23 protein-coding genes and 2 pseudogenes are annotated in these 24,073 nt (G+C 65.0%); 8 read left to right on the top strand and 17 right to left on the bottom strand.

Going from position 1 to position 24,073, the window contains the following annotated elements:
• Window positions 1–152: 152 nt before the first annotated feature.
• Entirely contained in the window at window positions 153–1,574 is a 1,422-nt protein-coding gene (locus EF294_RS15070) for a WS/DGAT/MGAT family O-acyltransferase (protein ID WP_123931517.1), read from the bottom strand.
• Between the two features lie 154 nt (window positions 1,575–1,728).
• Here EF294_RS15070 and EF294_RS15065 point away from each other — a divergent pair, with 154 nt between their 5' ends.
• Entirely contained in the window at window positions 1,729–2,316 is a 588-nt protein-coding gene (locus EF294_RS15065) for a SanA/YdcF family protein (protein WP_123931726.1), read from the top strand.
• A 398-nt stretch (window positions 2,317–2,714) separates the two neighbouring features.
• Here EF294_RS15065 and EF294_RS15060 read toward each other — a convergent pair whose 3' ends face one another.
• Entirely contained in the window at window positions 2,715–3,941 is a 1,227-nt protein-coding gene (locus EF294_RS15060; protein ID WP_123931515.1) for an acyltransferase, read from the bottom strand.
• Between the two features lie 427 nt (window positions 3,942–4,368).
• Here EF294_RS15060 and EF294_RS15055 point away from each other — a divergent pair, with 427 nt between their 5' ends.
• A complete protein-coding gene (locus tag EF294_RS15055) occupies window positions 4,369–5,769 on the top strand; it encodes a styrene monooxygenase/indole monooxygenase family protein (protein ID WP_123931513.1) in 1,401 nt (466 codons plus the stop codon).
• Between the two features lie 134 nt (window positions 5,770–5,903).
• On the opposite strand, the gene EF294_RS15050 is transcribed toward EF294_RS15055, so the two are convergent.
• On the bottom strand, window positions 5,904–6,800 hold the full coding sequence (locus EF294_RS15050; protein WP_246007889.1) for an alpha/beta hydrolase family protein: 897 nt from the start codon (window positions 6,798–6,800) through the stop codon (window positions 5,904–5,906).
• A 171-nt stretch (window positions 6,801–6,971) separates the two neighbouring features.
• Here EF294_RS15050 and EF294_RS15045 point away from each other — a divergent pair, with 171 nt between their 5' ends.
• The gene (locus tag EF294_RS15045) at window positions 6,972–7,904 is read left to right on the top strand and encodes an oxidoreductase (protein ID WP_123931509.1); all 933 of its coding nucleotides are present in this window, start codon (window positions 6,972–6,974) and stop codon (window positions 7,902–7,904) included.
• A 685-nt stretch (window positions 7,905–8,589) separates the two neighbouring features.
• On the top strand, window positions 8,590–8,994 hold the full coding sequence (locus tag EF294_RS22205) for a hypothetical protein (RefSeq protein ID WP_246007888.1): 405 nt from the start codon (window positions 8,590–8,592) through the stop codon (window positions 8,992–8,994).
• A gap of 580 nt (window positions 8,995–9,574) precedes the next feature.
• Here the strand turns inward: EF294_RS22205 and trxA are convergent.
• The 5 genes and pseudogenes from trxA to EF294_RS15020 form a co-directional block, all read right to left on the bottom strand.
• Window positions 9,575–9,952: a thioredoxin gene (gene trxA, locus EF294_RS15035; RefSeq protein WP_123931507.1), complete on the bottom strand. Its 378-nt coding sequence runs from the start codon at window positions 9,950–9,952 to the stop codon at window positions 9,575–9,577.
• Window positions 9,953–9,997: 45 nt separating this feature from the next.
• The gene (locus EF294_RS22475; RefSeq protein ID WP_281276013.1) at window positions 9,998–11,131 is read right to left on the bottom strand and encodes an FAD-dependent oxidoreductase; all 1,134 of its coding nucleotides are present in this window, start codon (window positions 11,129–11,131) and stop codon (window positions 9,998–10,000) included.
• Between the two features lie 85 nt (window positions 11,132–11,216).
• Entirely contained in the window at window positions 11,217–11,606 is a 390-nt protein-coding gene (locus EF294_RS22470) for an FAD-dependent oxidoreductase (protein ID WP_281276011.1), read from the bottom strand.
• Complete coding sequence (locus EF294_RS15025) at window positions 11,603–12,430, bottom strand: phosphotransferase (protein WP_123931505.1); 828 nt, start codon at window positions 12,428–12,430, stop codon at window positions 11,603–11,605. The genes EF294_RS22470 and EF294_RS15025 overlap by 4 nt, the downstream gene beginning before the upstream one ends.
• A gap of 217 nt (window positions 12,431–12,647) precedes the next feature.
• Window positions 12,648–13,094 (bottom strand): annotated as a pseudogene (locus EF294_RS15020) (class II aldolase/adducin family protein); the annotation flags it as partial.
• Window positions 13,095–13,179: 85 nt separating this feature from the next.
• On the opposite strand from EF294_RS15020, the gene EF294_RS15015 reads away from it, so the two are divergent.
• A complete protein-coding gene (locus EF294_RS15015) occupies window positions 13,180–13,839 on the top strand; it encodes a TetR family transcriptional regulator (protein WP_246007887.1) in 660 nt (219 codons plus the stop codon).
• Here the strand turns inward: EF294_RS15015 and EF294_RS15010 are convergent.
• Together EF294_RS15010 and EF294_RS15005 are read right to left on the bottom strand one after the other, a co-directional pair.
• Window positions 13,821–14,465, bottom strand: a complete 645-nt coding sequence (locus EF294_RS15010; protein WP_123931503.1) for a TetR/AcrR family transcriptional regulator — start codon at window positions 14,463–14,465, stop codon at window positions 13,821–13,823. The genes EF294_RS15015 and EF294_RS15010 overlap by 19 nt on opposite strands.
• Window positions 14,466–15,108: 643 nt before the next feature.
• Window positions 15,109–16,311 (bottom strand): MFS transporter, encoded by a 1,203-nt coding sequence (locus EF294_RS15005; RefSeq protein WP_123931501.1) that lies wholly within the window; start codon window positions 16,309–16,311, stop codon window positions 15,109–15,111.
• 27 nt (window positions 16,312–16,338) lie between these two features.
• Here EF294_RS15005 and EF294_RS15000 point away from each other — a divergent pair, with 27 nt between their 5' ends.
• On the top strand, window positions 16,339–16,917 hold the full coding sequence (locus tag EF294_RS15000; protein ID WP_246007885.1) for a PLP-dependent aminotransferase family protein: 579 nt from the start codon (window positions 16,339–16,341) through the stop codon (window positions 16,915–16,917).
• A 31-nt stretch (window positions 16,918–16,948) separates the two neighbouring features.
• On the opposite strand, the gene eutC is transcribed toward EF294_RS15000, so the two are convergent.
• The 3 genes and pseudogenes from eutC to EF294_RS14985 form a co-directional block, all read right to left on the bottom strand.
• Window positions 16,949–17,725, bottom strand: coding sequence for an ethanolamine ammonia-lyase subunit EutC (gene eutC / locus EF294_RS14995; RefSeq protein WP_123931499.1), 777 nt, complete (start codon window positions 17,723–17,725; stop codon window positions 16,949–16,951).
• The gene (locus tag EF294_RS14990) at window positions 17,722–19,128 is read right to left on the bottom strand and encodes an ethanolamine ammonia-lyase subunit EutB (protein WP_123931497.1); all 1,407 of its coding nucleotides are present in this window, start codon (window positions 19,126–19,128) and stop codon (window positions 17,722–17,724) included. The genes eutC and EF294_RS14990 overlap by 4 nt, the downstream gene beginning before the upstream one ends.
• Window positions 19,125–19,596 (bottom strand): annotated as a pseudogene (locus EF294_RS14985) (amino acid permease); the annotation flags it as partial. The gene EF294_RS14990 and the pseudogene EF294_RS14985, both read right to left, overlap by 4 nt.
• On the opposite strand from EF294_RS14985, the gene EF294_RS14980 reads away from it, so the two are divergent.
• Entirely contained in the window at window positions 19,532–19,801 is a 270-nt protein-coding gene (locus EF294_RS14980; RefSeq protein ID WP_246007900.1) for a hypothetical protein, read from the top strand. The pseudogene EF294_RS14985 and the gene EF294_RS14980 overlap by 65 nt on opposite strands.
• Window positions 19,802–19,852: 51 nt before the next feature.
• Here EF294_RS14980 and EF294_RS14975 read toward each other — a convergent pair whose 3' ends face one another.
• The 4 genes from EF294_RS14975 to EF294_RS22190 all read right to left on the bottom strand — a co-directional run bounded on the left by EF294_RS14975 (window position 19,853) and on the right by EF294_RS22190 (window position 21,407).
• The gene (locus EF294_RS14975) at window positions 19,853–20,227 is read right to left on the bottom strand and encodes a DUF427 domain-containing protein (protein WP_123931495.1); all 375 of its coding nucleotides are present in this window, start codon (window positions 20,225–20,227) and stop codon (window positions 19,853–19,855) included.
• The gene (locus tag EF294_RS14970; protein WP_123931493.1) at window positions 20,227–20,709 is read right to left on the bottom strand and encodes an SRPBCC family protein; all 483 of its coding nucleotides are present in this window, start codon (window positions 20,707–20,709) and stop codon (window positions 20,227–20,229) included. The genes EF294_RS14975 and EF294_RS14970 overlap by 1 nt, the downstream gene beginning before the upstream one ends.
• Window positions 20,710–20,719: 10 nt before the next feature.
• Entirely contained in the window at window positions 20,720–21,142 is a 423-nt protein-coding gene (locus EF294_RS22195; protein ID WP_246007884.1) for a hypothetical protein, read from the bottom strand.
• A gap of 169 nt (window positions 21,143–21,311) precedes the next feature.
• Complete coding sequence (locus tag EF294_RS22190; protein WP_246007897.1) at window positions 21,312–21,407, bottom strand: hypothetical protein; 96 nt, start codon at window positions 21,405–21,407, stop codon at window positions 21,312–21,314.
• 299 nt (window positions 21,408–21,706) lie between these two features.
• On the opposite strand from EF294_RS22190, the gene EF294_RS14960 reads away from it, so the two are divergent.
• Window positions 21,707–23,479: a glycoside hydrolase family 15 protein gene (locus tag EF294_RS14960; protein WP_123931491.1), complete on the top strand. Its 1,773-nt coding sequence runs from the start codon at window positions 21,707–21,709 to the stop codon at window positions 23,477–23,479.
• Window positions 23,480–24,073: the final 594 nt, after the last annotated feature.

Genomic DNA, 24,073 nt, shown 5'->3' with positions numbered 1-24,073 from the left:
TCCGGCGCGGGCTGACGTGCGCGGGGTCCGACGTCTACTAGGGGTTAACCGTAATTGCCGAGGACGTGCAAGCGCTGCCAAGGCTGACCTAAGTAGCGTGCGGTCGGTCTGCAGAGTTGTCCAGGAAAGAATACCCGCTAGTAACTTACTGTCTAGTCAGTAGCGGATGTTGTGACATTGGCGACCTTCTCGAGTTCCTCGAGGGCGGTGTCGAGATGGGTCAGCAGCCGCTGCAGGCTCGGCAATTCCTTACGGGCGCCGATCAGGCCGAAGTTCACGTGCTCGGCGGTCGTGGTGACGGTGATGTTGAGCGCGAGACCCTCCATGGCGACCGATACCGGGTAGACGCCGTCGAGGCGAGCGCCGTTCCAGTACATATGCTCACTCGGGCCCGGCACGTTGCTGATGATGATGTTGAACTGCGGCGGCGTGTACCGGACGAAGCCGGGGATGGTGGCGAACGCCAGCGAGGCGATCGTCGCGGCGCCGTACGCGAGCGCCTGGAGCGGGGCGAGTCCGCGGATCACCTTCTTCGATTCGCGCATCGAACTCACCAGGGTGTGCAGCCGCCGCTCGGGGTCGGGCTGATCGGTGGCCATGTTCGCCAGGATCGCGGTGATCGAGTTGCCGTCCTTGCCGTCGGCCCCGCCGAGGTGCATAGACACCGGGACCGCCGCGATCAGCGGGGCCGACGGCAGGGCGTCGCGGTCGATCAGATAGGACCGCAGCGCACCCGAGCACATGGCGATGACCACGTCGTTGAGCGTGATGTCCATCTGCTGGGCGACCGCCCGCAGGCGCTCGGTGGGCCACTGCTGGGCGGCGAACCGGCGTGCACTGCCGATCGGGACGTCGAGGATCGTCTTGGGCGCCGGACGGAACGGTGCGGCGAAGTCCTTGTTGGTCATCGCCGTCCACGCGATCTTGGTGGTGGCGGGGACCATGCCGACGAGCTGTCCGCCGACCCCGAGAGCCGCACTCGCCAATCCCACCGCGCCGGACAGGCCGGGGATGCGGGAAGGGCTCGGCGCCTTGGGTTTACCCGATCGCCGATGGAGCGCCGGATCCCACGGCGCCGACCCGTTGCGGTCGTCGGGATCGGTGGACAGGCCCCGTTGCAGCATCCGCAGAGCCGAGACGCCGTCGATGAGCGAGTGATGGATCTTCGTGTAGAGCGCGACGCGGCCGTCGTCGAGACCCTCGACGACGTGCACCTCCCACATCGGACGATTGCGATCGAGCAGCGCGCTGTGGTGCAGCGACACGTAACGCAGCAGTTCCCGGACGCGGCCGGGCCGGGGGAGGACGGCGCGACGGACGTGGTAGTCGAAGTCGATCTCCTCGTCGAACGACCACGCCGTATATCCCATGATGCTGGCCGGACTCGCCGGGCGTTTGCGGAACAGTGAATGCAGCTCGGTACAGGCGCAGAACCGCTCGGTCATCTCCTCGGCCAGCTGATTCGACGACTGGCCTGCGCGCGGGACGAACAGCTGCAGCCCTCCGACGTGCATCGGCTGCTCGCGGGTCTCGGCGATGAGGAACATCGATTCCGTGATTGGCATGTAGGGCATGCGGCCACCCCCTCCTGCTGACTCGAGCTGTGGCTCGCATCACACTACCGCCTCTTGCGGCAGGCGCCCACACGAGATCTCTCGATGCGGGGCAGGAGGTTCCGGGTGCCGCATCAGCGGCCCGGGTTACGGTGGGCGGGTGGATCTGCGGAGCATGGTCCGACGTGCGATCCCGGTGGCGCTGATCGTCGTCGAGCTCGTCGTCACCGTCGCGGCGACGTGGGTGTTCTTCGCTGCCCACGGTCGTGTTCTGGCGCCAGAGCGGGTGCCTCGCGGCTCCACGCTCGTCGTGTTCGGGTCGCTGGTCTCCGACGACGAGCCCGGTGACTACGTGCGGGGCCGTCTCGACACCGCGCTGGATCTGTTCCGATCCGGTGTGGCAGTTCGTATCATCAACTCCGGCAATGGTTCTGCCGACGTAGGAGACGAGCCCGCGGCGATGCGCGCCTATCTCGAGCGGCATGGTGTGCCCTCGGGGGTGATCGTTGACGATCCCGCAGGGTTCGATACCGCCGACACCTGTCGACGCCTGCGCACGGTGTACGGCGTCGATCGTCCGGTGCTCATCACTCAGGACTTCCACGTCCCGCGTGCGATTGCGTTGTGCCGCAGTCTGGGTGTCGATGCGTCCGGTGTGGATGCGCGCTGCGAGTGCTCGGTGATCACACAGGCGCGCAACGTGATCCGTGAGGCGCTGCTCGCCCGCCCGAAGGCATTGGTGACTGCGGTGACCGGACAGTGAGAGCGCCGATCAGGTTATGCTTCGGGCTGATTCGGCTACGATCGCGGGATCACCGGCAGGGCGTTGGTGGTAGCGGGGCGGGCCGCTGGCATCCGAAGAGCCGCGGGTCCGGCGAGCGCACCGCGTGGGCCGGCCCGGCCGTCGACACCGTCGCTGCCCGCGCTGATGGATCGCACGCAGCGTATAGACCAGATCGTCGGTGAGATGGGCGAATTCGCGAGCGGAGGACAGTCATAGCCGCCCATCGTTACGAGCCGTCTACGAACTTCGCGGCGCCACTTGGTCTTTGTCGGTAGCGCCGATCGTGACCGCCATGTGTCCGAGGACGATCCACCAGGCGCCTCGCCCGGTCCCGCTTTCGGCCAGTGGTCGCTGGTGCGCCCGGTCAGCTCTGCGATTTATCGATCCCGACGCCACGGCATCGGGATCGGCAGGCGTGGGCGTCCGGTCACGTAGAGCGATCCCGGAAGGCGGCGCAGTAACTCGACGAGGAGCAGCGAGGCGGCCAGGGTCAGCAGGTACACCACGAAGGTGCTCCAGGGCTCGCCGACGAGAACCAGCATCGCGGGCCTGCCGTTCATCTGCGGGTACAGGATGAAGAACAACACCAGTACGTGGCAGAGGAACACGCTGAAGGACCGGTTGGAGGCGAACGACACCGCACGGGCGAATCGCGGCGTCATCTCGCGCCAGTGCCCACCCCACTGTGCGGCCACCGCATACAGGCACGTCATTGCCACGACGAGAAACGGCACGAGCGCGGGGTGGAACGCGGAATTGTAGTCGTGCACCGGCTTTCCCTCGTACCACACCCCGTAGAGGTAGGTGCCCAGGGCGAGGGCGGCCGTGGCCAACAATGCGCCGAACAGCCACCAGCCCTTACCGGACAGCCAGTGTCCGATCTCGTCGCGATGCACCGCGGCAATGGCCCCGTAGAAAATGAAGAACTGGTACGGGACGAAGGTCGCGTAGTTATGCCACCAGTACGTGGCGATCGAGGCCGGCGGCTCCCAGTAGGTGATGGTGACAGTGATCGCGAGTTGTGCGGCGAGGCTGGCCAGCAGCACCCACTTGTGCTTGCCCACGGTGGCCCGCACCAGCCACAGAACCAACGGGAAGAGCAGATAGACCTGCAACATCACGAACAAGAAGTACATCTGGAAGCCCGAGAGGCCCCACATCGCGAGTGCACCGAACTCGTTGAGGCTCGTCGGGACCTCGCGCAGTCGTCCGTGTACCCACATGTCCTCGACGACCCAGTAGATGAACGACCAGATCACGTAGGGGAAGATCACGAGCTTGATGCGGCGACGCCAGAACGACAGTGTCGAGAAGTCACGCTTGTCGAAGTTCTGGTACATCAGCACGAAGCCGGTGAGCGCGAAGAAGGTGTTGCGTGTGAAGTGCAACAGAATTGAGGTGGAGTTGACCGGCAGGCTGGTGAACTCGTCAGTGGTCTGGGTGAGGCAGTGGACAAAGATGACGAGCGAGAACGTCGTCGCGCGGATGAGATCGACGTGGTGCAGGTAGGCCCGCTTGGAGCGCTGCCCGACGGACGGGGCGGTGGCCGAAGGTGCCTGCGTCTGCACGCCGGTGGTGGTCGCGCGCGTGAGTGCTGTCGTCATTCCTCAACTCTCGAACGGCTGCTCGGGCTGGATGATCGCCACGCTGCGTGGGGGGCGGTCTCCCACGACACGGCCGACGACGTGCGGATGCGTCGTCGCATCCGTCGACCGTCGTGATCTATCCGTGATCAAGCGTCACAGTATCAGCGCTACCCTTGCGGGTCGCTGGGATGATTCTGGACATACGTTTCGAGTGAAGAACATCACATGAATTTCACAAATCCGACATGTGCTCTTGTGATGGATGTCGCCCTGACGTCATCTTTCCCTGCCGGCGGCCCGATGGGATTGCACTGAACAAAATCCTGTTGCCCTTCCTGCGGACGCGGCAGTCTGGCTGGCGCCTGCCCGCTCGGGCCACGCGCGGCGCGTGATCTGCGACATCGAATCCGGGCGGACCACGAGTTCGACAAGGAGAGGACAACACATGACAGATCAGCACACCGGGGGAGCATCGAGGAGATCGGTGGCCATCGTGGGCGCCGGACTGGCCGGGACCAGCGCAGCACTCGGGTTCGCCGACGCCGGTTTCGACGTCACCCTCTACAGCGACCGCAACCGCGAAGAACTCCGTGACAAGGTGCCGGCCACAGGGGTAGGCGTGCTGTTCGGCGCGCCGCGGGAGTGGGACGAGGAGATCATCGAGGATCTTTACGAGGTCGGTAACACCACCGGCATCAGTGTTCGCCTGCACGCGGGTAGCGGCGAGGAGCGCGCCGATGTGCTCGCATTCAATCCCGACTACGGCTATGTCGCGCAGGCGGTGGATCTGCGCTTGCGGGCCGACGACCGGCTCGGCCGTGTCCTGGACCGTGGCGGGCGCCTCGAGGTGGGGCATATCGACGCCGCTCGCCTCGACGAGATCGCCGGTGCCCACGACGTCACCCTCGTGGCCACCGGCAAGGGTGGCCTGTCGGCACTGTTCGAGGTCGACGAATCGCGCACGCGGTATCACGAGCCGCAGCGCCGGCTTCTGCAGGTGACCCTCGAGGGTGTCGACCACGGCCCACGCACATTCGCCTACCGCTCGCGCGAGGGCGGGCAGCACTCTCTGTTCAATCTCGACAGCGACAACGGTGAGATCTTCGTCGGCCCATTCCTGCACAAGGATGCCGGATCGACGTGGTCGTTGATCGTGTTCGCCAAGCCCGACGGGCAGTGGGCTCCGCTCATCGACAACGTCGTCGACGCACGATCGGCACGCCAGACCGTCCTCGACATCTTCGAGAAGTTCTTCCCGAAGGACGCCCCGGTGGTCTCGCAACTGCAGGTAATCGAGTCCGACCCGTACTCCTGGCTGACCGGCGCGGTGACCCCGACGGTTCGTAAGGCCGTCGGACACACCGCGAGTGGTCATGTGGTCGCCGCCATCGGTGACACCGCGATCGCCGTCGACCCGGTTGCGGGTCAGGGTGCGGCGAACGCCCTGATCCAGGTCGCCGAACTGGTGAAGGCGGCTCGCGCCCGGTTGGCCGACGACCCGAACGCCGCCCTCGACGAACGCTGGCTGATCAACGAGTTCGAAAAGCACTGGGAGCGACGCGGTCACGCGGCCACCGAGGTCACCCGTCTGTACCTCGGCGATCCGGACTTCGCCACCCACCTCGAGCTCGCGTTCCCGGCGGCGGCGGTGAACACCGACATTGCCTCCGCTTTGTTCGGCCTGCTGTCCGACCCGAATCCGTTGCTGTCGTTGAAGTCTCGCGACGACGTGTTGGGCTTTATCTCCGCCGTGGCCGGCGAGCCCGCCGACGATGTGCTGGCCCGGTTCGCGCCGGCTGGGGAGTTCAGCGCCGCTCCCGAGCAGAAGGAGACTGTCCTCGCCTGAGCGGCATCGCCGGTGGTCTCTCGACCACTGCGGCTGTGCCATACGAAGACAGACTGCACCACGTTGCCCGAAAAACCCGGCACTCGGGTCGAGGTCTGCTCACGTGGAATCTGTATTCGTGTGCGGGCATTCGATCAGCGGCCGTCGTGGGTCGGCGCCGCCAGGCCGACCGCGGCGACGATCTCGTCCACGAGGCGATCGAAGGTTCTCGACGACGGCGAAACAATCGACGAATGTGTTTGTCCGGCAAAGATTATGAGTCGGGATTTGCCGCCGCCCGCGGTGTCCGCGGTGAGGTAATCCTGGGTGAGACTCGCCGGCACGGTGGTGTCGAGGCCGCCGACGATCCCGAGTACGGGGATTTGCGGGTCGAGATTCTGGATCGGATCGACAGCGGAGTACCGACGTGGAACCCGCTGCGGCGGGCCGCCGAGTACCCGAATCACATTGCGGTCGCCGAGCGCTGCGGCACGACGCATATCGAGCGGCCCGGCGATCGATATCGCCGCCGCGGGACGATATCTCACCGGTACGCCGAGTTCACCGACGTTGCGGTAATCGCGGGTGGCCGTCCATACCGCGAGCTGGGCGCCTGCCGAGTGGCCGACCACCACGGATCGTCGTGTATCGATGATCGGGTAGTTCCGGGCCACGGCTGGGATGTCATTGACAGCGGCGGCGACGTCGGAGAACGTGCTCGGCCAGCCACCGCCGCTGCCCACACGTCGGTACTCGACGTTGAATACCGCCACGCCGCGGTCGGCGAGGGTGGCGGCGAAGACGTTGAAGCTGCCTGCACCGACGGTCTTGCTCCATCCACCACCGTGGATCAGGATCACCACCGGTATCCGGCTCGGGCGTTGATGGTCGGGGAGATACAGATCCATCCAGTTCTGAGTTGGATCGGGGTGGGGCACCGGGTAGGCGAAGCGCTGAATCCGGAGTCCGGCGGGTGCCACGGGCACTGGGGGTTGCGCCGCGTCGTGGGTGCCCGCGCAGGCCGCGAGCCCGAGCACGACGCACAGACCCATGACTGCGTACGCGAGTGCCGACCGCACTCGCGTGACACGCGACGGCGACGGGGGTACACACTCGGGCGGCACCTCCACATTGTGTCGCCATCGCGTCGGAACCGCCCATCCCGGTACCGACAATTACGCTGTGTGATACCCAAAGGGCACACCACAGGTCAGGGGGCAACGATGCGCGGTAAGGGTTGGGGTCTGGCGGACGCACCCTCGCAGCACGGGCGGGTGGCGGTGGTGACCGGCGCCAACTCCGGGATCGGGTTGGAGACCGCACGTCAGCTCGCCGGATTGGGTGCGCGGGTGGTACTGGCCTGCCGCAACCCTCGCTCCGCAGCCGAGGCTCGTGACAGCATCGCGGCAAGCACGCCATACGCCGACCTCGACATCGCCCGCCTGGACCTCAGTGATCTTGCGTCGGTAAGGGAATGCGCGGAGAAGCTCTGCGCCGAGTACCCGGTCATTGACATCGTCGTCGACAATGCGGGCCTGATGCGCCAGCGTCGCGAACTCACCGTGGACGGCTTCGAGATGGACTTCGGCACCAACTTTCTCGGCCACTACGCGTTCAACGCCTTGTTGCTCGGGGCGGTGACCGCGGCCGAGGCCGGGCGCGTGGTGACGGTCGGTTCCAAGGTGTATCGCGCGGGTCTCATCGACTTTGATGACCTGAGCATGGACCGCGGGTTCACCGCCGCGCGTGCCTACTCCCGCGCCAAGTTCGCCCAGCTGGTGTATGCGGTCGAACTGCAGCGGCGACTTACCCGCGCCGGGCAGCGTGCCCTGTCGGTGGCCGCGCATCCCGGCGCCACACAGTCCGGTGTCATGCGCGATCAGAACGCAGTCCTGCAGTGGCTGTTCACCACACCGTCACTGCGCTGGCTGCGGCGCACCTTCATCATGGAAGCCTCCGGCGGGTCGCTCGTCACCGTGCGTGCCGCCACCGATCCGGCGGTTCTCGGTGGTCAGTACTACGGCCCGCGTGGCGCCATCGGGTTCAGCGGTCCACCGGTCCAGATCCCGTTGGCCGAGAAGGCCACCGACCCCGCACTGGGCAGGCAGCTGTGGGAGTGCGCGGAGAAGCTCACCGGGGTGCATGTCGATCTGTAGATCGATCGGGGGCGTAGTGATGCCATGGCTGAAGCGCTGTGCGACGACGTGCTCGTGACGCTGGCGATCTTGCATCTCCATGCGGGCACAACACAATGAGAACCTCTACGACGCATAGTGGAGCGGGATCGCGCCGCCGTGGGTGGCGTGGTGGTGGGTCGATCGCGGCGCGGAAGTCGCAGCGGTGCACTGCCGGTTGCTCACCGCGCTGGTCTTCGAATGGCCGATCCGGAGCGACGGTCAACTGGACCAAGGGTTTTCCCGGGCTCCATCATGAGGACTGGCTCTATCCGGTGCTCTGTGATCAGACCGCCTGCGGACCCGATTCGGCGATGAGGACTAGGTGTCCGCGGGATTGGCCGACCATCATCGGCAGGTCCGCCCGGCGCGTGCGGTGATCGTCGTCGTCGGCGGCGAGGCGTCGGCGGCGAGGCGTCGGCGGTGAGTGTGGCCGCCAACAGTGCCGCACACAGTCCGGATACCAAGGTGGGCTGGTATTTTCCCGGCCCAACACCGCTGCGGACGTATCATCGGCGCACCTGACACTTACGTCGATGGCCGGCTTGAACACGCAGCGGTTCGACTGCACCCCGACCATCGAGTCGTCCCCCGACGACGACAAAGCCGGACTCGACGGGGGCACGGTGGACTGGTCCACCGGCCAGCCCCCGGCACAGGCGACCTCGTGCTGTGGGCGGTCGGGCGGGCCGCTGCCAAAACCGACGGGCTGCCCACTGCGCTGCTCGACGACGAGGGCGTCGTGCAGGAGACGCCGACCCTGCAGAACCCGTTGTATCCGAACATCTTCGCTATGGGCGACGTCGCCACCGATTCGCTGAGGTCCTCGGCGCGTAAACGCCCCGACCGCCGGTCGCCCACAACGCCCGCGCCCATCTACCGAGCGCCCGGACGCGGGCGTACCACCCGCCACCCCGACGGTGGGTTGGTACTCGATTCGCAGACCGACGGTCTCCAGACGTTCGTGCCCACGGGCGGACGTTCTGGTTCCTCGCGAGGGCGGTCGTCGAGAGTGCTCTGGCCGGTTATCGCGCGGCGTGGGAGCTATCACGGCGTACGTCCAAAACGGTAAGACCCCGATCGGTGTCGACTCGATAGTTGCTCGACCGTTACAACCTCGGGTTCAACCGTCAGGTTTGTTCGGTATTCTATGGTCCTGTCTCACGCGAAAGGGGGAGCCATCATGATCGACAACATCTTGTGGAGCGCGATTCAATCCAACGACACTGTGCTCGCTGTGCTGCAGTACATCGTCAGCGGCGTCAAGTAGAACATCACCCGACGTGCCCCGATCCTCGGTGAGGATCGGGGCACGTTGCTTGTCCGACGGTGCCTGCGCGCGCGGGTCTGGACAGGCGAATCGTCCGGTGAACGCCCGCAGGGACAAGTCGGCGCTGGTGATATCGGGCGGCGTGGCGCCGACCGCGCGAATCGCGTGCAGCGCGGGCATTGCGGTGCCCCGTCATCCCGATCGACGCGAAATTTCGCTGATAGCAGAGATCAACGCCGGTTCCGCGGGCAGATCATGTGCTCGTTGCTGACACGGGGTTCGCCGCACCTGGATCTGAATCGCTTACCAGCCAGTGATGTCCCATGAGTGATCGGTGGGTGTAGTTTCTTCGAGCAGGGCGGGTCCCCGACCGCGTGATGGTTCAGGACGACGCCTGATCCGATTCCGACTTGGCGATCTCTGCGCGGACCTCATCCATGTCGAGACCCTCGACGGCGTCGATGAGCTGCTCGAACTGCGCTGCGGGCAGAGCGCCCGGCTGATTGAAGACGAGGACGCCGTCGCGGAAGGCCATCAGCGTGGGGATCGACCGGATGCCCAGGCTCCCGGCGAGCTGCTGCTGCGCCTCGGTGTCGATCTTGCCGAAGGTGATGTCGGGGTGGGCTTGGGCGGCCTTGTCGAAGACCGGCGCGAACTGGCGGCAGGGCCCGCACCAGCCGGCCCAGAAATCGAGAAGCACGATTCCTTCCTGTTCGACAGTGGCTCCGAAGTTCTCGAGAGTGATCTCGTGTGTACTCATTTCCCTGTCAAGGCCGACCCGCCAGGACCTATTCCCGTCTCTCGGTCAATCCACCGGGACGCCCAGGCCGGCGCGCGCATCGGCGATCTCTCGGGTGATCCGCGCCGCGTCCCATCCGAGCTCGGCGCCTGCGATCTGTGCCATCTCGGCGAGGTCGTCGTCGGCGGGCCGGCCGACGGTTCCGATGCCGGTGCGTCGCAGCAACAGATCGAGAAGGGTGCGTGGCGATTCGTGTCGCGCGGAGTGGGCCACGGCCGCCAGGGGGATGCCGTCGTGGGTGACCGTGCGCGCCAGAATCGGGCGTTCGATGGCCGCCGCCAGCACGTCGTCGGCGTCGGCGCCGTAGATCTGCTCGACGATCGCGACCGTCCGTTCGTCGATCCCGCCGGCGTGGCGAGTGTGCTCGCCGGTGGGCAGGCAGCCGGCGAGAAGTGTTGTTGCGCTGGAACTCCGACGTATCGTCAGACCCTCTCGCTTGGCCAGGGCGGTGACCGCCTTCTGCACAAAGGCCCTCGAACTGATGTACTTGCCGCCCGTCGCGGTGACGATGCCGGCGAGTCCGTCCCTGCGGTGGTCGACGAGTTCTGAAGCGCGACTGGCGTTGTAGGTGTCCTCCCCGTTCTGCTCGGTCAGCGGTCGCAAGCCGCCATAGGCCGCGACCACATCGTCGAGACCGAGTCGGACCGGAACCATCGATGCGGAGTTGATCTCCTCGAGGAACGCCTCGATCGACGCATGGGTCAGCCGCCAGTCCTCGACCGCGTCCCGATAGGGGGTCTCTGTAGGCCCGATCAGTGAGAGTCCACGCCACGGCGCGAAACTGAAATGTCCGTGCCCGGAAACGGTGAGCACCATTGTCGTCGACAGTTCGCGGGTGACGAGGTAGATGCCTTCGGACCGGACCGTCGGCGGCGGCCCCGCGATACTTTCGGTCAGCGGGCTGCCCGCCAACACATCACGTGCCCATGGTCCGGTGGCATTGACGGTGACGCGGGCGCGTACCTCACCGACCTGACCGGTCAGCTGATCGCAGACATGTGCCCCGAACACCCGTCCGCCGCCGCCGATGATTGTCTGCACTGCAACACCATTGGCGATGAGTGCGCCGTGCTCGACGGCACTGCGCAGGAAGGCCAGGGTGAGACGTTCGGGGAAGGCCATCATTGCGTCGTGGAACAGTGCGCCGGAATGCAGGTCAGTCAGGCCACGTGCGGTGAGTTCATTGTGATCGAGGATTCCATGCCGTGGAATGTGTTTGGTGGGTTCACTGATTCGGTTGCGGTCGACCGAAAGGAGTTCGTAGACAGTTCAGTCCCACGCGTTCGACGATGCCGGGATCGGGCAGCACCATCGGAATCGGTGAGACCGGGTTAGGGGCGATCGACATCAGGGTCCGCCGCTCCGCCAGGGACTCGCGCACCAGTCGAACATCGAATTGCTTGAGGTATCGCAGTCCGCCGTGGATCAGTTTGCCGGTCGCCGCCGAGGTCGCACCGCCGAAGTCGGACCGCTCGACGAGCGCGAAGTCGAGTCCGCGGCTCGCCGCCTCATAGGCGACTGCCGCACCGGTGATGCCGCCACCGATGACCAGGACGTCGACCGTCGTTGTGCGACCGCTGAAATCATGGCGGCGTAGGTGCGGTGCGCGGGTCATCGGGCACTCCTCAGCGTGTCGGCACATATCCTCTTCAGGAGGGCATCTCGCTCGCTCTCCACATCGAGCCACCCCAGGCGCAGAACGCGCGCGGTGGTCATCCACGGAGTGATTCGGTCGGGACCGATTCCGGTGAGCCGTTGGTACTCGGCGAGATAGCTTCGTAGCATCAACCGTTGAACCGATTGGTAGACAATGCGTTGCAATGTGGAGATACCGGGGAACGGTTCAGCTTCGGTGAACAGGACGATGGTGGCGGCCACATCGGCCGCCGGATCTCCCGAAGCGGTCGACTGCCAATCGATGGTGGCAAGGCCTTCGCCGTGTTCGAAGACATTGAGGGGGTGGAAGTCAAGGTGCAACACGGCGTTTCCGGATGGCATCGCGTGAATGTGCGTGCGCAGGTCATCTCGCTCGACGACGGTAAGCGGCGCGAACGCCTCGGTATCGAGCAAGTTGACGGCGATGTCACAAATATCTCGGAACGCCTGGCCCGTTGTGGAGTGTATGAAGGCGTGAACATGTGCAAGCCGGCGGGCAACCGAGGGTATGAGGTACGGGCGTCGCTCGGCGACAGTGGTCAGGGCGGCACCATGCAATCGGTCGAACGCGACGCCGATGCGCCCGTCCTCGAGGGCCACTACTCCGTGACAACGAATGGGGGTGATGCCCAACTCGAAAGCCTGCTCGGAGTTGCGAACTTCGAGAGACGCGGCCTCGGTGCCGAGGACATCGGTGAATACCTTCAGGACCTGTCCGGGAATCCACTCGTAGATGACGGCGGTCCTTCCGGTGGCGATCGGCGGCCCCGGAACGGTCGTCATCCGACTTCCTTGGTGTCGCCGTATCCGATGCGCAGGGCGTGCTCGATGACTCGATACTGCTGACTCTCGTCAAGAGTACGAGGCTCGCCAACAGCCCTCGCGCGCCAATGCATCTCGGACAGCCACTCAAGAAGCAACGCATTCTCGGCGGCGGGGGTAGGTCACTGCCGAGAGTCACAGCACCGTGGTTGGCCATGAGTGCGGCGAGGCGGTCGGTCAACGCCGAATGAACGGCACTGGCCAATTCTGTTGTGCCGAACGTCTCGAATGGCGCCACCTTCAGTGCACCGCCGAGTGACAATTGCTGGTAATGGATGACGGGCAATTCGTCGCATACCACCGACATGGCTGTGGCGAATCGTGAATGGGCGTGCACCACAGCGGTCATTCCTTCGAATTGCGCCTGTCGGTACACGCCGAGATGCAGTTCCATCTCCGAACTCGGGGCTAGCGCGCCGCTGATCACTGCGCCGGTGGCGAGGTCGACGACGGTGACATCGTCGGCGATTGCGGTGACGAGATCGATACCTGACGCGGTGATACCCACCATCTGGCCCAATCGGGCGCTGATGTTCCCCGCCGTGCCGACGAATAGCCCTCGTTCTCCCAGGTGGCGTGAGGTCGAGGCGACTTCTTCACGCAGTTCTTCGCACTCGGTCGTCATGGCCATGAGGATCGACTGATAAGAAAGCAAAGTCAAGTTTGGTATTGTATGGATTGGGGCGGTCGACTGCAGTTATGGTGATCCGGTGCATCATGCCCCCGATGACTCGCTATCGGGCGCCGCGCAGTGTTCACGGTCCGATGACCTGTCCGCGGTGCCGCTCCGGCGCATCCCGATCCAGATGCGATCACGCGACAAGGTCAGTCGGGCACTCGCAGCTGCAGATCGCATTGCCGGACGCGAGGGCGTCGAGGCACTCACGTTGACCAGGGTTGCCGAGGAGGCCGGGCTGTCTGTCGGCGCCTTGCATCAGTATCTGCCCGATCGAGATGCGATCTCGGCAGCGTTGGTGGTCCGGTATCACGAGCGTATCGAAATGTTCATGGACGACATCATCGACCGTGTCGAAGTCGATGAGATCGCCGATCCGGTCGCCGAAGTTGTTGGACACATCGCTGCGATCTACACCGATGAGCGCAGCGCGCGGATCGTGCGCTCCGTCGCAGCGCTGCCCGGTGGACTCGGACGTGCCCACAAGGCCCGAATGGCTGTCAAGGTGTGTCAGTTGATGCAGGTGTGCGGATTGTCTGACTGCGGTATGACTGTGGCGCGCACAGTGTTTGCTGCTGCCGACGCTGTGATGCATGAGGCATTTGGTGACGTTGGAGAGAGTGCGGACGGGCCGGATACGGACCTCTTGAACGAACTCGAGGCCATGATCCGCGCCTACTTGGTGAATCGATGATCGCTCAGAGTGGTCTCACCGACGACTTCCAGTGAGGTCAGTCCGATCAATAGTGCGCGCAGGCCGAGGAGCAGACTTGCCATGTCGTCGGTGGTGGGGTTGGCAATGCGATGCAGTGAGAATCCGTCGATGAGAGCAAGCATGCTGTTGGCAGCCAGAGGGTCTCGTACCCCGCTGGCATTGAGTGCTTGCCGAGCAACCTGACGGGTTGCGTCGATGATCTCGATGACACGCTCGCGCAACTCTGGTTTGCGCGACGCGTAGAGGTACACCTCGAATTGAGCGATCGTATGAAGATCCTGGTCGCTACGCAAGAATTCGATGAACTGCTCGATGAGAGCGCCACCAGACGAACCCGACTGTGACACAGCCTTCTCGAGATCGCTGAGCCGGGCGACTTCTCGGTTCATTGCCTCCCCGACCGCCTCGGCCATCAACTCGTCGATCGACTCGAAAAAGTAGCTCGTGGACGACGGTGGTAGTCCTGCTTCGGCGGCGACCGCTCGATGCGTGACCGCAGCCAGTCCCTGGCGTGCCATGATGCGAATCGTTGCGTCAAGGAGTACTTGGCGGCGGCGGCGGCTCGTCTCACGAATGCCACGCTCGCCGGTTTGGCTGTTGGTCATGCGCTCCTCATCGTGTGCACCGTTGTCGGTGGCAGCGGAAGTCGCTGCGGTCTGGGTCTGAAGGTCAGTAACCGGTAGGTCGAAGGACGTCGTGCCGTACGGGCATCGGAAGTACTCAGCCGAGACTTACCAACACCCCATACTGCGAGGAGAAGTGTACGAGGTGGCTTATGACGAGAGGGCGCGCAGCAGGTGTACGGCAGCGTCGTCGTCGTCGATCTCTGCAGGGTCTGGCATACCGTCGCCCCTGGCTGATTCGGTGCTGACCAATCCCGGAGAGATCGAGACGAATCGGATACGACTGTCGGCATACTCGGATGTGGTAGGTGTTCATCGGTACGCGCAGGGCGGCCTCGGGCGCGGAGTAGGGCACTGTAGTGGGATTCCGTACCAGCCGGCGAGGGAGTGGGGATGCACGATTGTTCCTTGTCCACGTTCGGCCATATGAGCGGTGAGTAGAACCAGATAGTTCACGCCGACATCGCAATTGGAGCGCATGTATGAGGTGATATCGGCAGCGGACAGGATCCTGCGATTCTGTAGGGACGACATACGAGGTCCCTCTGTTGCGCATTCGTGGTTGCCGATGTGGAGGTGAACCCGGGTCTCGCGGTCTGCCGAGCACCGGTCGATCGGTACAAAATCACGCACCGACTGCGGCCGGTGTTGCAGGCCGTCTGTGTCCCAGTCGTTTGGCCAGGGGCAATACGGCGAGCATTCCGACACCGGGGATGAGAAAGGCAACGCCGATCGTTGATCCTGCTGCCACGGCCCCGATCGCCACTGCTCCCAGAACCACCCCGGCATAGTTGAACAGGTTCACGCGCGCGATGATCTCGTCGCGTCGATCTGGAAGTATGTGTCCGGCGGCGCTGAAGGTGAGCGGGATGAGGATGCCTCCGGCTATCCCTGCAATCGCGAAGCCCGCGATGGCGCCACCGAAGCTGGGGACCGACGCTACCAAGACGCACCCCAAGACTCCCACTGCCGTAGCGGACACACCCAGGCGCGCCGATGAGGTACGTCTCTTGATGGCGTCGCTTGCCAGTCGAGAGATCAGGGTCGTGCTCTGATACAAGGCGTAGCCCAGCGGTGCGAGTCCGGCTGCACCGTCGAAGGAGTCGGTGAGGTACACGGTGCTCCACGTGGACACCGCCGAATCGAGCATGTAGGCCGCAAGCAATACCAGACCGACCGCCCAAATGGATCCGCGAGGTAGCCGAGGCATCGCCGCCGCGCCGTTGCGATCGCCCGGCGAGGCCTCGGGTGTGCGCGCTTCGCGCGTAGGGTCGAGGCCATAAGCGGCCAATACTGCCACCGCCGCCTGCACCATCGCCGCGACCATGAGTGCTCCGGATGCTGCCCCGCTGGCGCTGAGGAATCCGCTCATCGCCAATGCCCCGAATCCTGATGCCGCGGTGTAGCCGGCGTAGAGCAAGCCCAGGAGTGGCCGCCCGGACTCCGCCTCGAGCAGCGTTCCCTGCATGTTCTCTGATGCGTCCATCGTTCCCAGTCCGACGCCGTAAATGACTACGGCGGTGATGAATACGGTAAAGGAGGGCGCGAAGGTCACCGTGCAAATCGCCGCGACCTGGACCATCAGGGCCACGCACACCGCAGTTCGACTGCCTCGCCGAACTGCGATGAGATCAGCGAAGAGGGAGCCGAGTCCGGCCATGACACAAGTTCCCAGCAGGATGATCGAGACGCCCTGATCGCTGATGTCCCATTGACGCTGGAAAGTTGGTAAGGCGGTCATTACCGCCGCGTAGCCCAACCCCTGAGCTGCGTAGCAGGCGAGAACTGATGTCCGCCGCAGCCGCGGTGAGTCACCAGGGAAGTGCATCGCATCTCTCCGTCCTCTCCACACAGTGTGTGGGTTACGCGATCGAAAGACCTGTACGCATGTCCAGATTTTCATGATGAGCTAACCGCGTCCAGCTTTCGGCTCGACCTTGCCGGCAGCGACCACCACTATGGATTCTCCGCTGTTCTCATTTGCTTCTGCAAGGCGATCGCCAACGGCTACAACGTCTCCGCGCTGTGCGGCCGGGATAGCTTGCGGTCGGCGGTCAGCGGTATCACCTACACGGGTAGCTATTGGATGAGCGCCATTCCGTTCGCCGCTGGTATGGCGACGATGGCCAAGCTCAAAGAACTCGATGCGCCTGCGTTGTTCCGCGAACTGGGCTCCTTGTTGACGGAAGGTCTCGTCGACGTCGCCGCCGGACACGGCCTGACGTTGGTGGCCTCCGGTGAGCCTGCGCTGTTCTATCTCCGCATCGCCGATGACCCGTCACTGGTGTTGCATCAGCGCTGGATCGCCGAATGCGTCCGGCGCGGAGTATTTCTGACCTCTCACCACAACCACTTCATCAATGCCGCCCTCACTCGCGACGACATCGCGCGAACACTGGAGATCGCCGACGAGGCATTTCGCGTGGTCGTCTGACGGGTGCTGGTTCGACCCACCCGGCGTGCGCTCAGGTGAGCCCCGAGTGCTCCGCCGAAACCTCCGCGGCCTCGCCCGCGGAGGTGTCCTTGAGGGCTACACCGGACGCGCCGAGTTGCCGGGCGCCGGTCACCAGCGCCGCGACGATCCGGGCGGCGTCGGCGTACCCGAGACCGTCGGGCGGGTGGATGTTGGAGATGCAATTGCGTTCGGAGTCACGCCGACCCGGCTCGGGCGCATACGTGAGGTAGATCCCGAGACTGTCGGCCACCGATAGGCCCGGCCGTTCGCCGATGATGACGATCAGCGTCTCCACACCGAGTGCTTCGCCGATGTGGTCGCCGAGAGCCACTCGGGCCTGCGAGGCGAGAACCGGTGGTGCGACGGTGAATTGCGGCAGTAGAACAGATGTCAGGGCGTCGACGAGGGCAACGGCGTGGGTGTCGACGGCGGTCGCCGACAGTCCGTCGGCAATGACGATGCCGATGTCGGCCCCCGACGACTCGATCGATGACAGATCCGCGGGCATCCGGCCGAGGTCGGGTCGACGCAAGTATTCGGCGCGGGAGGAGGCGCGGCTGGTCACCGCGATCGGCTCATCGAAACCCAACTCCCGCAGTCCCTTGCCAACGGTGTTGATATCCATCCGGGTGTGGACGGCGTCGCGGGCGGCGGCGTGATCGGCCTGGAAGCTGAGTACATCGCGCGTCGAAAGGGTATATCCGCTGCGCTGCAATCCGATTCGTGCCTGTGTGGTGCGCCGCATCGGATCCCACGGGTCGTGGGCGGGGGTGTTGCCGGTGCTCATGAGGCGGCCAGTCCGCGCAGCGGTGAGGTGTGTGGATCGAGGGGGGTGACCCGTCCGCCCTCGTCGGCCATGCCGATGGTCTGCATCCATGCCTCGAATTCCGGTGCGGCGCGCAGTCCCATCACCTCGCGCAGGTAGAGCACGTCGTGAAAGGACAGGCTCTGATAGCCCAGCATGATGTCGTCGGCGCCGGGCACGGTGATGACGAACGGGCAGCCCGCCAGGCCGAGCAGGCTCAGCAGGGTGTCCATGTCGTTCTGATCGGCCTCGGCATGGTTGGTGTAGCAGACATCGACACCCATCGGCAGGCCGAGGAGCGTGCCGCAGAAGTGATCCTCGAGGCCGGCGCGGATGATCTGCTTGCCGTCGAACAGGTATTCCGGCCCGATGAATCCAACGACGGTGTTGACCAGGAGTGGGTCCAGTGCCCGGGCCACCGCATACGAGCGGGTCTCCAGGGTCTGCTGATCAACCGGCCGACCCCCGGTGCCCAGGTGCGCGCCCGCTGACAGTGCGGACCCCTGACCGGTTTCCAGGTACATGACATTGTCGCCGACCGTGCCACGCCTCAATGATCGTCCGGCTTCGTTGGCTTCGCGCAGCACGGCGAGGTCGACGCCGAATCCGCGGTTGGCACGTTCGGTTCCGGCGACGGACTGGAAGACCAGGTCGACCGGCGCGCCCTCCTCGATGAGCCCGATGGTGGTGGTCACGTGCGAGAGCACACACGACTGCATCGGAATGTCGAAGCGGGTACGGACCTCGTCGAGCAATTTCAGCAGGGTGGCGGTGGCGAGCGGTGAGTCGGTCGCCGGGTTGATCCCGACCACCGCGTCACCACAACCGAGCAGCAATCCGTCGAGCAGCCCGGCGGCGATGCCGCGCGGATCGTCGGTCGGATGGTTGGGCTGTAGCCGTGTCGCCAGCCGGCCCGGCAATCCGATGGTCGTGCGGAACGCCGAGATCACCTCGATGCGACGGGCGACGGCGATCAGGTCCTGGTTGCGCATCAGTTTGCTCACTGCCGCAACCATTTCTGGGGTCAGCCCGGGTGAGACGGCGCGCAGCCGACGCGGGCCGTCCGGATCGCCGACCTGCTCGAGCAACCAGTCCCGCATCCCGCCGACGGTCAGGTGCGATACCGGCGCGAAGGCCTCGCGGTCGTGGGTGTCGACGATCAGCCGGGTGACCTCGTCGGACTCGTACGGCACCACCATCTGTTCGAGGAACACCTTCAGGGGGAGGTCGGCGAGCACCCAGGCGGCGGCTGCCCGCTCGGCGTCGGACTCCGCGGCGCACCCGGCCAGCTCGTCGCCGGATCGTGCGGGCGTGGCCTTGGCCAGCACCTCGACGAGGTCGGCGAAGGTGTAGGTCTGTCCGCGCAGTGTCTGACGGTAGGTCACGAGAGTCCTTCTTCGGCGTCGGGAATGGCCTGGAACTCTTCGTCGGCGGTGGCGAAGACGAGCCGCTTGCGGCTGTAGAAGCCAAAATAGCCCATGATCACGGCGAACACGATCAGAGCGCCGGTGGCGGTGATGTCGATGAGGAAGGTCGCGACGACCGCCAGGACGGCGACGACGAGGGTGAACGAGGTGGTGACGATGCCGCCGGGAGTGCGGTAGGGGCGCGGCGGTTGTGGCTCGCGGACGCGCAGGACGATTTGGCTGGTCACCATCAGCATGTAGCTGAGCGCGACCCTCGAAGACCGCCGTGGTCAGCAGCATCGCGCCCTCACCGGTCAGCGACAGGCCGAGTCCGATGACGCCGGGCACGATCAGCGCCAGCGTTGGCGCCTTGCCGGAGTTGGTGACCGAGACGAACGACTTCGGCAGATACCCGGCGCGCGACAGCGCGAACAGCGCCCGGGCGTGGATGCTGTTGTGGTTGGTGATCAGTCGCCGCGGGGCCGGATACTCGGCGGCCTTCACCTCGCACATCGACCCCGGCTCGATGGGTCTCAACATCGTTGTCGCGGTCCGCGCCTTCGTCGGATTCGCATCCACGACCACCCTCTCGGCCGAGTCCCGACGGCCCTTCCGCAGCGTTCCCCGCATCCTGATCTGGCCGCCGCCGTGATCTATCTGCTCGCGGTCATTTCGCAATAGTTGTGGACAATCATTTCGGACTTCACTCGACCTCTACGCGTACCGCATCGGGATAGAAGGCGAGATGATCGGCAATCTCAGCGACCGCCCGATAGGGGTCGGCATAGAACCATGCCTTGTTCGGGGCCTCGGTACCATCAGCGCCGCGCAGACCGTGGTAGCCGGCGTCACCCTTGTACGGGCAGTATGTGCCGTGTCCACTCGCGGTAAGCACGTCGGCGACGACGTCATCACGCGGAATATACTGCACCGGTGGATAAGTGGCCTCCCGCACCGTCATCGCGTGCGTGGTGTCGGCAATGAGTTGCTCGCCCAGCCATACCCGTACCCGACCGGGTGTCGGTTCGACGGTGATCGGATGGGTGGCGTCCGGGGTGAGTCGTGGTCGGTCGCTCATCATGCATCCTGGCGATGGTCGGTTATCTGACTGTCTCGGAGAAGCCTTGCCGCAGTGCGGAGATCCGCGGCAAGCGCGGCGGGAGCGAGGACGCGGACACCGAGCAAACCGGGTGCGGCGAGCATCGGCACGGTCAGATGGGCACGTGCCCGCACGAGCGTCGAATACTTACCCTGCGCCTCGAAGTCGAGAGTCAGTGCCGCGTCGACCGGCCCCCACCGTCCGATCTCGCGCCAGCGCTGTGCGCGGCGGCTCTCCACGACCTCCATCGCCGGCCGGACGAAGGGGACCGCGGTGATGTCGATCCAACTCGAGCCGGTAGCACCCGGTTCGCCCACATCGGCCTCGTCGGTTACTCGGAGCAGGCTGGCCTGCCATTCGGCGCGGCGTCCGGGGTCGCTGAGATAGTCGAATGCAACCTCCGAGGCGACATCGAAGTGGACTGTCACATCGGCGATCTGCAGGCGGGCTGTCGACTTCATGCCGATGCCCTCAGAGTCCGCGCCAGGACTGCGGGCTCGAACTGCCCGCGGAGTAATTTTCCAGCGGCACCTTGTTTGCCTCCCACGCGTCGATCACCGGTTGCACGATGCGCCAGCATTGTTCGGCCGCGTCGCCGCGGACCGCGAGGGTGGCGTCGTCGTCAAGGATACCCGAGAGCACCTCGGCGTAGGCCCGGAGCGACATATGGCCGAGGTCTGCGTTGAAGTCGATGGTCTTGACGGCGAACGGGTTGGTGCCGTCGTGGATTTTCAGTTGCGCGTTCATCACATTTGGACCCAGCCTGAGCCGCAACACATTCGGTGCCACCTCGGCGCCGAACTGCTCGGGTAGATGTCGCACTGGGCGGAACGTCAGCGCTATCGCCGTGACCGGCGGAGCCAGGGCCTTGCCGGAGCGCAACGGGAACGGCACCCCATCCCAGCGGGGTGCGCGCGCCGGACGTGGCCTCGGCCGGCATCTCGGTGTTCCGCGCGGGGCCGACGCCCTTCTCATCGACGCAGGACGGCAGCCCGTTTGCCGTCGACTTCTCCCGCGGTGTAGCGCCCCCGACGGCGATGGCGAGCGCGTCGCCGTCCCAGATCTACGTCGCCCGCGGCGCCGCGCCCGTCACATCACGCAGGTCATGTTCTCCGAGTGTCGCCGGCCAATCCATCGCCACCACGACGAGCGGGTACATCAGGTGGCTCCGCATCATGTCCCGCACTGCGCCAGCGCCCGCGATTGAACTCTGCGCGCCCCCACCCCGAGATCCTCGTCGTTGGTCACATCACCGGTGGCTCCGAGGAGGATCAGGGCGGTCTTCGGCATGGCCTCTCCCGGTGACCATGTCCGGTGAACACCGAACCGGTGGACGCGGCATACCTCGTCCGACGCCTACTCGCACCCGCATCGGCGCAGGTGCGGATGCGAGTAGGCGTTGGACCGACTCGAGCTGAGTACTCCCCTGAGCGGACCGACGCAGGGAAGAATCGTCTGATGACCACCCGCATCGAGGACTACGGATTTGTTGGTGACTGCCGGACTGGGGCCCTGATCTCCCGGTTCGGACGCGTGGACTGGCTGTGCGTGCCACGTTTGGATTCACCGTCGATCTTCGCCGCCCTGCTTGGCTCGCACGAACACGGCAGCTGGTCGCTGAAGCCGACGGGTGAGGCGACCGTGGCCGACCGCCATTACGACGGGGACACGATGATCCTCGTCACGCGGTGGGAAACCGAATCCGGTATCGCCGAGGTGCACGAATTCATGCCGATCAACGGCGGTCGCGTCGATCTGGTCCGCCGGGTGGTCGGGATCACCGGCACCGTGGAGTTCACCACCTCCCTGCGCATGCGCTTTGACTATGCGCGGGCGGTTCCATGGGTCCGCCAGGTCAGCGACGGTGAACAGCCGGGACTGCTCGCAATCGCCGGCCCCGACGCCGTCCTTATCCGCGGCGTCGCCTTGCATGCCACCGATCAGGTTCACCGCGCGGACTTCGCTGTCGCGGCCTGCGATCACCGCGACCTTGTGTTGACCTGGTTCCACTCCTACACACCCCAGCCCGACGCTCTCGACGTCGACGCGGCTCTGTTGGAGACCAGACAATGGTGGACACAGTGGGCCGGACACATCGAGCATAATGGTCCACATCATGATCGGGTCGTCCGATCGTTGATCACCCTGCGGGCCCTGTCGAATCTCGATACCGGGGGCATCGTCGCAGCCGCGACCACCTCACTACCAGAAATGGTTGGCGGAGAGCGTAACTGGGACTACCGCTATGTCTGGCTGCGAGATGCCGCACTGACTCTCGACGTACTGATCCGCCACGGCTTCGTCCACGTCGCCGACCATTGGCGCACCTGGTTGATGCGCGCGATCGCCGGCGACCCCGCGCGGGTCCAGATCCTCTACGGCATTGCCGGAGAGCGTGATCTCCCCGAGCGTGAACTCTCGCTGCCCGGTTATGAGGACTCCGCCCCGGTCCGGATCGGCAATGCCGCAGTCGATCAGTTTCAGGCCGACACGCTCGGCGAGGTGATGTGCGCTCTGCATGCCGCGCGCGACGCGGGTCTCCCGGAGACCGACTACTCGTGGCCGCTGCAACGGCAACTGCTCAAACGCGTCGAGGCCTACCTCGACCAGCCCGACCAGGGCATCTGGGAAATGCGTGGGCAGCCGAGATTCTTCACCCATTCCCGGGTGATGGGGTGGGCCGCATTCGACCGCGGGGTCAAGGCGATCGAGGACTTCGGACTGTCCGGCCCGCTCGAAAAGTGGAAACGTCACCGTGACGAACTCCGCGCGGAGATCGACAGACGGATGGTCGATCCTGACGGCGGGTACTTCGTCCAGTACGAGGGAACCGATGAGGTCGACGCGGCGTTACTGCAACTGCCGCAGGTGGGTTTCTGCGCGCCGGACGATCCGCGGATGCTGGCCTGCGTCGAGCGCATCGAACGCGACCTCATGCCCGACGGACTGGTTGCCCGCTACCGCTGCGAATCGGGTGTCGACGGCGTCGCGGGCACCGAACACCCATTCTTGGCATGCACGTTCTGGCTCGTCGAACAGTACGCTCGCAGTGGGCGGGTCGAGGACGCCGAGACATTGATGACCCGGGCCTGCGGCACCGCCAGCGACCTCGGGTTGTTCTCCGAGGAATACGACCCGCGCAACCTGCGGCAGGTGGGCAACGTCCCTCAGGCCTTGTCGCATCTGGCCTTTGTGCGCGCCGCCGACGCCTTGGCGGATGCCGTCAACTGAACGCCCAACCGGACTGCCGCGGGCGGTGATCATTACTGCGGCACAACCTCCGGCGAGGTCGAGCCGACGAACGAACTGATGGTCGGTCACCAACATCCCGACGCTCGCGAGGACTTTGAGCGCCTGGTGCAGCGATGCTCTCCAAACATGGCCCGTTCTGCCGCCGGCACCGCATCATCGACACCCGTGGCGTTCTCCATCACCTCGACGTGTTCGGGCACCCGCTCCTCGACGCGCGTCGGGGGAGAGCCATCGGCAATGACGATGCCGGCCTGCACATGGACGGGGGTGGGAGACGGACGTCGACAAGGACCAGATCGATCACCACACCAACTGTTTTCGCGAGAGTCGGGATGTCCTCGAGGAGAAGAAGTGCATGATCATGTTCGCCTACCGCATCAGCGCGTACATGCCTTCGAGATTCTCAACTGGCGTTGCCACTCGCCCTTCGAGTCGCTACTGGACTGATCGGTGCGGGACTGATCGAGGCCGGAATGATTGGTGCCGGAATGATCGGTGCCGGTCGAGACATTATCGTCCAATCACGGCCGGGCCGAGGGTGTTTGACATACTCGCGCGTCCCGCGGGCGGGTG

The sequence above is a fragment of the Gordonia oryzae genome (assembly GCF_003797185.1).
In the GTDB taxonomy this organism is placed as follows: Bacteria; Actinomycetota; Actinomycetes; order Mycobacteriales; family Mycobacteriaceae; genus Gordonia; species Gordonia oryzae.
This window is presented reverse-complemented; position numbering and strand designations above follow the sequence as displayed.

What these genes read in the sequence shown, in the direction of transcription:
- EF294_RS15045 (WP_123931509.1), top strand. Translation starts at nt 6,972, where the DNA reads ATGCGCGGTAAGGGTTGGGGTCTGGCGGACGCACCCTCGCAGCACGGG.
- EF294_RS22190 (WP_246007897.1), bottom strand. Translation starts at nt 21,407, where the DNA reads ATGTACCCGCTCGTCGTGGTGGCGATGGATTGGCCGGCGACACTCGGA.
- EF294_RS15055 (WP_123931513.1), top strand. Translation starts at nt 4,369, where the DNA reads ATGACAGATCAGCACACCGGGGGAGCATCGAGGAGATCGGTGGCCATC.
- EF294_RS15025 (WP_123931505.1), bottom strand. Translation starts at nt 12,430, where the DNA reads ATGACGACCGTTCCGGGGCCGCCGATCGCCACCGGAAGGACCGCCGTC.
- trxA (WP_123931507.1), bottom strand. Translation starts at nt 9,952, where the DNA reads ATGAGTACACACGAGATCACTCTCGAGAACTTCGGAGCCACTGTCGAA.
- EF294_RS15010 (WP_123931503.1), bottom strand. Translation starts at nt 14,465, where the DNA reads ATGACCAACAGCCAAACCGGCGAGCGTGGCATTCGTGAGACGAGCCGC.
- EF294_RS14960 (WP_123931491.1), top strand. Translation starts at nt 21,707, where the DNA reads ATGACCACCCGCATCGAGGACTACGGATTTGTTGGTGACTGCCGGACT.
- EF294_RS15050 (WP_246007889.1), bottom strand. Translation starts at nt 6,800, where the DNA reads ATGGGTCTGTGCGTCGTGCTCGGGCTCGCGGCCTGCGCGGGCACCCAC.
- EF294_RS15070 (WP_123931517.1), bottom strand. Translation starts at nt 1,574, where the DNA reads ATGCCCTACATGCCAATCACGGAATCGATGTTCCTCATCGCCGAGACC.
- EF294_RS14970 (WP_123931493.1), bottom strand. Translation starts at nt 20,709, where the DNA reads ATGAAGTCGACAGCCCGCCTGCAGATCGCCGATGTGACAGTCCACTTC.
- eutC (WP_123931499.1), bottom strand. Translation starts at nt 17,725, where the DNA reads ATGAGCACCGGCAACACCCCCGCCCACGACCCGTGGGATCCGATGCGG.
- EF294_RS15065 (WP_123931726.1), top strand. Translation starts at nt 1,729, where the DNA reads ATGGTCCGACGTGCGATCCCGGTGGCGCTGATCGTCGTCGAGCTCGTC.
- EF294_RS15060 (WP_123931515.1), bottom strand. Translation starts at nt 3,941, where the DNA reads ATGACGACAGCACTCACGCGCGCGACCACCACCGGCGTGCAGACGCAG.
- EF294_RS15005 (WP_123931501.1), bottom strand. Translation starts at nt 16,311, where the DNA reads ATGCACTTCCCTGGTGACTCACCGCGGCTGCGGCGGACATCAGTTCTC.
- EF294_RS14975 (WP_123931495.1), bottom strand. Translation starts at nt 20,227, where the DNA reads ATGAGCGACCGACCACGACTCACCCCGGACGCCACCCATCCGATCACC.
- EF294_RS22470 (WP_281276011.1), bottom strand. Translation starts at nt 11,606, where the DNA reads ATGACCCGCGCACCGCACCTACGCCGCCATGATTTCAGCGGTCGCACA.